At 61.9% G+C, this 9439-nt stretch carries 10 protein-coding genes and 1 pseudogene; 3 read left to right on the top strand and 8 right to left on the bottom strand.

The features are described from left to right. From HMPREF3149_RS12710 to HMPREF3149_RS12700, 3 genes and pseudogenes are all read right to left on the bottom strand, one after another. Nucleotides 1-466: pseudogene (locus HMPREF3149_RS12710) on the bottom strand (HNH endonuclease); the annotation flags it as partial. 50 nt (nucleotides 467-516) lie between these two features. Further along, nucleotides 517-723 carry a hypothetical protein gene (locus HMPREF3149_RS12705; protein ID WP_070538599.1) on the bottom strand — a complete coding sequence of 69 codons (207 nt, stop codon included), beginning with the start codon at nucleotides 721-723 and terminating at the stop codon, nucleotides 517-519. 10 nt (nucleotides 724-733) lie between these two features. Then, nucleotides 734-1813: an alpha/beta hydrolase gene (locus HMPREF3149_RS12700; protein WP_070538598.1), complete on the bottom strand. Its 1080-nt coding sequence runs from the start codon at nucleotides 1811-1813 to the stop codon at nucleotides 734-736. Between the two features lie 64 nt (nucleotides 1814-1877). Here HMPREF3149_RS12700 and HMPREF3149_RS12695 point away from each other — a divergent pair, with 64 nt between their 5' ends. Next, on the top strand, nucleotides 1878-3212 hold the full coding sequence (locus HMPREF3149_RS12695) for a M20 metallopeptidase family protein (protein WP_070538597.1): 1335 nt from the start codon (nucleotides 1878-1880) through the stop codon (nucleotides 3210-3212). Here HMPREF3149_RS12695 and HMPREF3149_RS12690 read toward each other — a convergent pair. The 3 genes from HMPREF3149_RS12690 to HMPREF3149_RS12680 are packed head-to-tail and all read right to left on the bottom strand — an operon-like array spanning nucleotide 3181 to nucleotide 5143. Then, nucleotides 3181-3942, bottom strand: coding sequence for a PrsW family glutamic-type intramembrane protease (locus HMPREF3149_RS12690; RefSeq protein WP_070538596.1), 762 nt, complete (start codon nucleotides 3940-3942; stop codon nucleotides 3181-3183). The genes HMPREF3149_RS12695 and HMPREF3149_RS12690 overlap by 32 nt on opposite strands. Then, nucleotides 3939-4358, bottom strand: coding sequence for a hypothetical protein (locus tag HMPREF3149_RS12685; RefSeq protein WP_070538595.1), 420 nt, complete (start codon nucleotides 4356-4358; stop codon nucleotides 3939-3941). Before HMPREF3149_RS12685 ends, HMPREF3149_RS12690 begins: the two co-directional genes overlap by 4 nt. After that, the gene (locus HMPREF3149_RS12680; protein ID WP_083280877.1) at nucleotides 4355-5143 is read right to left on the bottom strand and encodes a PrsW family glutamic-type intramembrane protease; all 789 of its coding nucleotides are present in this window, start codon (nucleotides 5141-5143) and stop codon (nucleotides 4355-4357) included. Before HMPREF3149_RS12680 ends, HMPREF3149_RS12685 begins: the two co-directional genes overlap by 4 nt. 87 nt (nucleotides 5144-5230) lie before the next feature. On the opposite strand from HMPREF3149_RS12680, the gene HMPREF3149_RS12675 reads away from it, so the two are divergent. Together HMPREF3149_RS12675 and HMPREF3149_RS12670 are read left to right on the top strand one after the other, a co-directional pair. Beyond that, a complete protein-coding gene (locus HMPREF3149_RS12675) occupies nucleotides 5231-6400 on the top strand; it encodes a sensor histidine kinase (protein WP_246820016.1) in 1170 nt (389 codons plus the stop codon). After that, nucleotides 6400-7047, top strand: coding sequence for a response regulator (locus HMPREF3149_RS12670; protein WP_070538593.1), 648 nt, complete (start codon nucleotides 6400-6402; stop codon nucleotides 7045-7047). The genes HMPREF3149_RS12675 and HMPREF3149_RS12670 overlap by 1 nt, the downstream gene beginning before the upstream one ends. Here HMPREF3149_RS12670 and HMPREF3149_RS12665 read toward each other — a convergent pair. Continuing rightward, nucleotides 7044-7424 (bottom strand): hypothetical protein, encoded by a 381-nt coding sequence (locus tag HMPREF3149_RS12665; RefSeq protein WP_070538592.1) that lies wholly within the window; start codon nucleotides 7422-7424, stop codon nucleotides 7044-7046. The two genes, HMPREF3149_RS12670 and HMPREF3149_RS12665, sit on opposite strands and share 4 nt — an antisense overlap. Continuing rightward, nucleotides 7425-9290 carry a BCCT family transporter gene (locus tag HMPREF3149_RS12660; protein WP_070538591.1) on the bottom strand — a complete coding sequence of 622 codons (1866 nt, stop codon included), beginning with the start codon at nucleotides 9288-9290 and terminating at the stop codon, nucleotides 7425-7427. Between the last annotated feature and the right edge of the window lie 149 nt (nucleotides 9291-9439).

Genomic DNA, 9439 nt, shown 5'->3' with positions numbered 1-9439 from the left:
CGAGGGTGCCGCGGATATCGGCGATGACGGAGGCGTCATCGGTGATCGTCATGGAGTTTGGTCCGGTGGCCCGATAGGTAAACCGCACCCCGGGTTTGGCGTGGCGCTTGGTGCGTAGTTCTTTGAGTCTTTTTACTGCGATGTCGCGGATTTTGTGGGCTGGTGTGGAAGCGAGTTTGATGCGGAGGTTCCAGGCGTCGAGGTCTTTTTTCACGCGTGTGGTGTAGGACTCGATGAGGTTGAGCGTGGCTAGGCTGTGGCGCTGCTGAAGGGCGGCGGTGCGCGCTTTGCGTTGTTTGCCGCTAAAGCGGGTGGGGCCGAAGTAGGTGCGGTGCAGGTGCGCCAACTCTGCGGCATCAGACGCGTCGGCGCCGAGCGCGCGGAGCTCGTCGGGTGAGCTGGATGCATTCTCCACGAGCGCAATCCCCGAATTGCGGTAGTGGAAGTAGGTTTCTAATACCCCCATGACCCGGAAGCCTAAAACAGGTCTAACGACCCCGCAACCGGAACGCTGTATTACTCGGCGTTAAACGAATAGCTCCAGGTCAGCTCGTTGTGGATGATGACGTTATAGTCCTGGCCGTTGGCATTGGCGCCGTCGATAAGCGCTTGGAGCTCCTGCGTGTTGTAATGGCGGCTTAAGCCGACGTAGAACACTGCGAGGAGGACAAGCCCCGCCACAAGGATGGCGGCAGGTACGAAAGCGCTGCGGAATCGGGACATGCCGTCGACGTTAGTAGAGAGCCGGTTTAATCGCATCCCACGCCGGCTGCAATTGCTTGCCAAACATGACCCAATCGTGGGTGCCCTCGGTGAGGTAGTTGGTGGTGTGGGGGATTGAGGCGTCGGAAAGCGCGGCGGAAAACTCCTCCGTACAGCGCCGCGAGCCGGCTTCCAAAAGGGTGCCGCCGATGCGGTCGTTGACGGATTTCCCGGGATAGGCCGCCAGTTCCTCGTCCGTCCACGCGCCCGACGCAGCAGAAAGATAAAGCGCCGTGCCGCGCAGGCCCTCCGGATGGGACATGACGTCGTTGCGTAGCCAATCTTTCGAACCGCGCGGGCCCCACATGTTCGTTGGGTCGCCGCCCTTGGTGCGCACCGTCAAATCCACCGTTCCCTGACCCACCTGGCTGGTGGTGGAATAGCAGCCAGAAATACCGGCTACGCCATCAAAGAAGCCCGGGTTGTTGTTCGCCATCATCACCGCGCCCGATGCTCCCATGGACAACCCAATGAGCCCGCGCTTGCCGTTGTGGTTCAGCTCCGCCTCCACTAGCGGAGCGAGTTCGGTGATGAGGAACGTTTCCCACTTGTGGCGCCCCAACTTCGGGTCATCCTCGTTCCAATCCGTCCACATGGATCCGGCTCCCTGCGAGGGGATGACGATGCTGGCGTCGGATTCGCCGAAGACGCGCTTCACATGCCCCTTGGTGATCCAGTTCGAGGTCTTCGGGGAATCTACGCCCTCGAGAAAGTACACCACGGGCCCACCATTGCCCACGACGACGTCGACAGGAATGTCACGCCCCATCGACGGCGAGGAGACGATCCACTTCTCACGACCAGGTTCGTCGGTGGCACGCCGCTCCAGCAAGGAGACCTCGTTGATTTCTTTAATTGGGTACGGGTACTCCTCCTGCTCCGTGGACCATGCATCGGTGAGCAGGTGGGAGGAGGTCCCCATCGCGTCGATGGCGTTGAACATGGTGTCGACGGCCCACTGCGAGGAAGCCTCTTCGCGGCTTGATAATTGGTAGGAGGAGCCGGGTGTGAACATCAGGGAGCTGGCCACCAGCGCGGAAAGGACCTTCATGGCCTAGTACATTAATACAGCCGCCGGTAAGCTCGGGGAAACCACTCTGCGAAAGGATGACACCATGAAGATGGCACCGCGCCACCGCCAGCAACTGCCCCCGCTTCCCATGGTTTCGGCTAAGTTGGGAGACCGGCTTGCCAGCGAGGTGTTCCTGGAGGAAGGCCGGGAACTACTCCCGCAGCTGCAAGAGTTCCGGCGCGATATGCACCAGAACCCCGAAATCGGCTTGCACCTGCCGCGTACGCAGAAGAAGGTGCTCGAAGCCTTGAAAGACCTGCCGCTGGAGATTCACCGCGGCCACGATTTGAGTTCCGTCGTGGCGGTACTGCGCGGCGGCAAGCGCGGCGAGCGCCCGGTGTCGGTATTGCTGCGCGCGGACATGGACGCCCTGCCGTTGCGCGAGCAGACGGGTAGCCCGTTCGCCTCCACGAACAACAACATGCACGCCTGCGGCCACGACCTGCACACGGCGGGACTTATCGGTGCGGCGAAGATGCTATGCCGCCACCGCGAAGAGCTAATGGGTGATGTCACCTTTATGTTCCAGCCGGGTGAGGAGGGCCCGGGTGGTGCGCAGCCAATGATTGAGGAAGGTGTGCTTGATGCCGCAGGCCGCCGCCCCATCGCCGCCTACGGCCTGCACGTCGGGCCGCAGGATAGGGGCACATTCCACCACATTCCGGGTCCCATGATGGCGTCGTCGTCCAACCTGTGGATCACGGTCTACGGCAAAGGCGGACACGGCTCGCGCCCGCACGACGCGGTGGATCCGGTCGCCGCGCTGGCGGAAATCCAGGTGGCGCTGCAGGTGGCTTTGACGCGCCGCTTCGACGCCAACGAACCCATCGTCATCACCGTGACGAACCTTCGCGCGGGCGACGGCGCGGTCAACATCATCCCTGACAAGGCCGAGCTGGGGGCGACGGTGCGCGTGCTTCGCGACGAACACATCGAAGCCGTCCGCCAGATGATCATCGAAGTGTCGAGCTCCGTGGCGGCCTCGCACCGTTGCACGGCCAAGGTGGATTTCGAGGTTCTGTATTCCGCCACGAAGACGTCACCGCGCGAGGACCAGTTCGCAGCATCGCTGTGGTCGGGCATGTTTGGCGCAGAAAACGTGGTGCCGATGCAGACGCCGATGATGGCCTCGGAAGATTTCGGCGCGGTGCTCGCCCAGGTGCCGGGCACGTTCATGTGGTTGGGTACAGCCAATCCTGAAACCCCGGAGCACATGCGCGAGTGGAACCACTCGCCGCTGGCGCGTTTCGATGACTCCGTTCTGGGGGATCAGGCGGCTGCCCTGGCAGCGGTGGCCTTTGAGCGCTTGGCCGCCGAGGACGCGCACCCATCCCCGGCGACGAAGGCTATGCGTGAGCCGGTACAGGGGAATCAGTAGCTGCCTTGCGCCGCAGCACGATAATGCCGCGGATGGTGGCTACCCACAGGGCAACCACGACGACCATGCCGGCAAGTAAGGGCCAGATGGCGTCGTCGAACGTGCTGCTGAGCGAAGGGAAAAGGTTCTTCGTAGTGTGCACCGCGATGGCAGCAATGAGCCAGCGCACCGGCTGTTTCTGGGATAGGCCATAAGCGCTGAGACCGGTGAATAGCGAGTGGGAAAGCGGGTTAGATGCCAGGCGGATAACGCCCGCACCGAGTGCGCCAGCGGTATCCGAATCGAGGTTATCCACCGTCATGCGCGCGAAGGCCGTGGCGTTCTCGCCCGCAGTGAAACCGATACCCACGGCCACGCCCACGAAGACATAGTCGCGCCAGCTGCGGGGCCGGATGACGCAGGTGCAGATGAGCACTACGCCGAGGAATTTCAGCAGTTCTTCGTTGAGCGGTGCATACCCCGCAGCGCCCAGCCAGCCCAGGCCTGCGCGGGCAAGGAGGTGTGTCATGTTCGTGTTGAGTTCCACCGCCAGCCCGGAGACCGCAAAGCCCCACAGAATGCCATGCGTAATCCCATCCCGGCGGCGCAGGAGGAATAGCGTGAGGGAGACGAGTACGGCGGCGAAGATAACAGCAGTCAGCACACTCGCCGGTAGGAAGGGCTCGCCCGCGTAGTGGAGGATGGTCGTGCCCAGCGCTCCGAGCGTTAGCAGGTAATACAGGTATCTCAAGCGTCCTCCTGTACCCGGTCGGCGAAGTCACGTTCCTTCGGTCCGTAGATGTGGAGGAAGGAAATGGTGTTGTCGTCGGGGTGGGCCAGCGTGATCCCGTTCTCGTCGGCCACGCGGTAGAGATCCGGTGCTTGGGTGGTGATGGGGGCGTCGGTGAGCGCGCTGTTCCCGTTGAAGGAGCGGTGTTGGCGGGGCAGGTACGTCTCTACCGGGTGCGAAGAGCTTCCTTTTTCGGCGATGATGGTCGCGCCCTCGCAGTTCCAGGTCTGCGAGGAAGCGTACGGGTCGTCCGGGCATTCAAGTCCTGGGATACCGCGCACGGTTGTGGTCTCGGGAGTGGGGTCGGGGAGGAGGGCGTCGGCAAGCGGTACTGCGGCGAGGACGCCGAGGCAGGAATAAATCAGTGTGTTTTTCATGCGTTCGACCCTATGAGCTGTGGTTTCGTGGTGGTATCCTCCGCAGGGAGGATTTTCCGGAGCTTAACAATGCTGACAATCGTGGCCACCCACAGGGAGATGAGAATGATGAGGGCGGCAAAGACGGGCCAAATGGCTTCCTCCAACGCGATAGTCACAGACGGGCCAAAGTTGGCAGCGAAGTGCACCGCCATGGCGATAAGCAACCACCGCACCGGTTGTTTGCGGGAAAGTCCATAAGCTGCGATTCCGGTGAAGAAAGAATGCATGAGAGGGTTCGCGACGAAGCGGGCAAGGAGCGCCATCAAGGTGCCCTTGATATCGGAATCCAGGTTCTCCAGCGTCATGTTGGCGTAGTAGACGGCATTCTCGCTCACGCTAAAGCCCATCCCCACGGCCACACCGACGAAAACGTAGTCCGCCCAGTGGCGGGGCTGGATGACGCAGGTGCAAATGAAGATGACGCCGAGGAATTTGAGGACCTCCTCGGGGAGTGGGGCGATTCCAGCACCGACCAGCCAGTCTGGGACCACGCGGATGAGGAGGTGATTCATGTTCCCGTTGAGCGAAGCCGCGACTCCGGTGACCGCGATGCCCCACACCACGCCATGCGCAATGCCTGGGTATTTGCGCAGTATCAGCAGCGTGAGGCCGATAGCTATGCCGATGTACGCTACCGCGGCAAGCGCGCTCGTGGGTACGAAGGCGCCTTGGGAGAATTTATAAGCGGCGCTCATGAGCCCAGCGGCGGTGAGCAGATAGTACAAGAATCTTGTTTGTCTCATGCGGTTTAGGCTATGAACCTCGTCCGGGTACCGGTATCCTCCGCAGGGAGGATTTTCCGGAACGCGGGGAGAACTATCGTGTCAACCATGACGAGAAAGACGCGACCGCTGTGGATCACAGTGCTGCTCATTCTGCTCTGCGTGCTGGCGGATGGGGCCACGTGGATCCTTCAGATCGAGACCTTCGAGGTGACGGACCAGGAAATATACGTCACCTCCTTCATGATTCTATTTGCCGTTGTCACGTGGATTTTGCTGCCCTTCGCCCTGCACCACTCGCGCCGGGAGCGCAACATCCACGAGGAGTACCCCGGCCACCCGGTGGCGCTGAGTGCGGCTCTGCTCGTCTTAGCGCTCGGTGGGTTTCGCCCACTGTCGCTGTCAGTGCTGGTGGTGTTGATTTCTCTCATCTCGCGCGGCCGACTGCGGTGGTCCCTGGCGGGCACGGTGGTGCTGGTGGTCTCGTATGTGACCGTCATGGCGGTGCCCTACCTGCACTTGAGCTACCTGTCGGTTTTCGGCTACGGGTTCTTCGGAATCATCGTGCTCGTCGTCGCCTGGATTACGGGGTCGGTGCGCGCCCAGCGCCGCCAACGCGAGGTCACGCTGGTGAGCTTGGCGGAGCTCAATGAGGACCAGCTGCGCTCGCGCGAGGAGCGCGCCCGCCTGGAAGAGCGCAACCGCATTGCCCGCGATATCCACGATTCCCTCTCGCACAGGCTTAGCCTCATCTCCGTCTACGCGGGTGGCTTGAGCTACCGCAAGGACGCCGATCCAGAACGCATCAAGGAGGCGTCAGACACCATCCAGTCGGAGGCCAAGGCCGCCGTGGAAGACCTGCGTGGGGTTATCAAGGCCCTCCGTGTGGACGACCGCGTGGATCCGCGTGCCACCATTGAAGAACACATCGAGCGCGCTCGCGCGGCGGGAACCAAGGTGCGATATGAGAAGGGGGACGTCGATAAGCTAAGCACGATGGCGGCTCACACTTTGGGCCGCGCCGTGCAGGAGGGGCTGACCAACGCGCGCAAGTATGCGCCGGGGAAGAAGGTGACGCTCACCGTGGATAACGAGGAAGATAAGGTGCAGGTGACGATGCAGAACAAGAAGGTGGCGCACCAGCCTGAGTCCGGCGGCGGCAACGGGCTGCTGGGGCTGGAGGAGCGCGCCCGGCTGGCGGGAGGCACCTTCACAGTGCTTGACGACGCCTCCACGTTCACCTGGGTCCTCGAGCTACCGGAGGAGGCACACGCGTAATGATTTCGGTGGTATTGGTCGATGATGAGCAGGCTCTGCGCCGCGGTATCCGTTTCATCCTGGAAGGTGCTTCGGACATCGAGGTGGTGGCCGAGGCCAGCAACGGACGCGATGGCGTGGCACGCGTGACGGATCTGCGGCCGGACGTCGTTCTCATGGATATCCGCATGCCCGTTATGGACGGCATCGAGGCGGCCGGGCAGCTGCGCGCAAGTGCTCCGGATATCCCGGTGGTCATGCTCACCGCCTTCGACACGGATGAGTTCATCGTGGATGCGCTGCATGCCGGCGCTATGGGTTTCTTGCTCAAGACCATCGAGCCGGAGGGCTTGGTCTCCGCGGTGCGGGCTGCGGCCACGGGGCAGCAGCTGCTGAGCCCGCAGGCGCTGAAAAACCTTCTGGCGCTCAAACGCCCTGAGCCGGAGCCGGCAGAGGTGGAGGTGCTTGAGCCCCGCCCGCTGGAAAGCCTAAGTCAGCGCGAAAACGAGGTGGCGCAGCTGGTGGCCCAAGGGCTGGATAACCAGGAGATCGCGGATCAGCTCTACGTCTCCGTGACCACGGTGAAGACCCACATCAAGCACATCCTGGACAAGCTCGGCGGCACTAACCGCGTGCACATCGCGATTGCGGTGCTGGAATCGCGCTAGCGTCGGCGGAGGAAGGCGGAAATGATGCCGATGATAGCGATGACCACCACGATGATGGAGGCCGCCGGCCAGTACTGGGGGTAGTACTTCAGCGTGTAGCCAAAGACCTGGCTGTCGTTGAACTGTTGGGCCAGTGCGATGGGCATCCACCACAGCTTGGTCAGCGTCAGGATCGCGCCCAGGAGCCCGGCGATGATGCGGACCGGCCTGCGCAGGAAGAAGCTGGCTGCCACGAGGAGAACACCCACGATGGTGAGCACAAAAAGTAGAGGCGTATCCACGGCGAGCGGCGAGCCATTGATAAGGAACTCGTGGTCCACTTCGTGCTGTTCGATAAGCGTGTAGCCGTCGAGGACGACATCGTCAGGGATGCCCACCTACTTCTCCTTCTGCTCAGAGTCCGGGTCGTAGCCATCGGACCAGGTATCGGTCTCGAAGTTGTAGTCTACATTCTCGCCTTTTTCGTCCGTGCGTTGGTACCAGTCGGTATAACGGTGCGCGGAGGAATCGAAATCAGATCCGGCGCCGCGGCCGTCGTCGGCGTGCTCGATGGATAGCTCGAAGTCATCGCCGTGCTCCTCGATGCCCCTCAGAACCGCGTTCTCCACCGCGGTCTGGGCGTACTTTCGGCGGATGAACATCGGGTCGGAGCGTAGGTCAGTGATGAAGGCAACCATCATGACGAGTAGCACAATGCAGAAGGGGAGCGCGGAGAGGATGGTGAGGTTTTGAAGCCCGGTGAGCACGTCTTCGCCGCCGGTGAGCAGCATGACGACGGCGATTCCCATCATGCACAGGCCCCAAAAGATGACGATGATCTTGTTGGGCGCTGGGTCGCCTTTGGAAGACATGGTGCCCATGATGACCGAGGCGGAATCGGCCGAGGTGATGAAGAAGACCGCCAGCACCACCAGCAGGATGAAGGGGGTTACCTGGTGCAGCGGCAGGTTGGCAAACATGTCGAACAATACCTGCTCGCCGGAGGCGGAGCCGTCGAAGCCCTGCAGGTTGTCGCGGTGGAAGTCAATGGCCGTGCCGCCGAAGATCGTGAAGGCCAGGATCAGGATGGTGGTGGGGGCCAGGACCGTCACGGCGGTGAATTCGCGCAGCGTGCGGCCGCGCGAAATGCGGGCTACGAACATGCCCACGAACGGTGTCCAGGCAATCCACCACGCCCAGTAGAAGGCGGTCCAGTAGGACTGGAACTGAACCGTCTCATCGCCCCAGGACAGCCCCTTGGCCATCATGGGCAGCAGCTGGTCCAGGTAGGTGACGATGCCGGATGGGATGAGGTTGAGCAGCAAGAGGGTGGGGCCGACGAGGAAGACGAAGAGCACCAGTCCAAGTGTGAGCGTGATGTTGAAGTTGGACAGGTAGCGCACGCCGCGGGAAACACCGGAGACTGCCGAAATCAGAAAACCGCAGCCAAGCACGGCGATGATGACGATGAGCGCGGTGTTGGTCAGCGGCCCGGCGCCCCGGATGATGGAGACACCCTGGCCAATCTGGATGGCGGAGACGCCGAGCGTAGCCGCGGTGCCGAAGAGCGTGGCCACGAGCGCGAGGATGTCGATGAGCTTGCCCAGCGGGCCGTCGGTATCGCGGGAGCCGAACAGGGGCTTGAAAATGGAGGAGACCAGCGGCACGCGGCCGCGGCGGTAGGAGGAATACGCGATGGCACCGCCGACGAGCGCGTACGCCGCCCACGGGGATAGCCCCCAGTGGTAGTGGACCTGCGCCATGGATTGGTGGAGGGCTTCGACGGTGTTGCCATCAACAGTATGTGGCGGTGGGGTGAGGTAGTGCGCTAGCGGCTCGGAGGGGCCGTAGAAGAAGATGCCGACTCCAATGCCCGCGCCGAACATCATGGCCACCCAGCTGAACCAGCCGAATTCGGGTTCTTCGTCATCAGTCCCGAGCTTGATGCGGCCAAGGCGGGAGAAGCCGATGTAGGCCATGGTGACCACCGCCATCATCATGGTGACGTTGAGCAGCCATCCGGCGTTGGTGATGGCCCATGAGAACGCGGTTGAGGATGCCGTAGAAACGGACTCTGGGGAGCTAATGCCCCAGATGATGAAGCTTACGATGAGGGCTGCGGTGGTGAAGAAGGTGACTTTGTCGAGCCCGAAGGTGTTGCGTTGGTCCTCGACGCTGATGCCGGGAACCAAGCCTGGGTGCATGTTATGGGGATAAAGACCGACCGCAGGGCCGGTGGCTTTTTGAGAGTTCACGGCCACCATTGTCTCAGATAAGCGAAATGACAGCGCTGTGAGTTAGGATAGGGGCACTTATTTCTGCGTCGATTGGAATGCCATGCCGCTGCCTAATTTTGATGAGAATGTCCGCGAGCTAGAGGAGGCCTTTGCCGTCTTTGAGCGCGTGGAAGAGC

The sequence above is a fragment of the Corynebacterium sp. HMSC05E07 genome (assembly GCF_001807225.1).
In the GTDB taxonomy this organism is placed as follows: Bacteria; Actinomycetota; Actinomycetes; order Mycobacteriales; family Mycobacteriaceae; genus Corynebacterium; species Corynebacterium singulare.
Note: the sequence above shows the minus strand (reverse complement) of the source record. Positions and strands in the feature narration are given on the sequence as shown.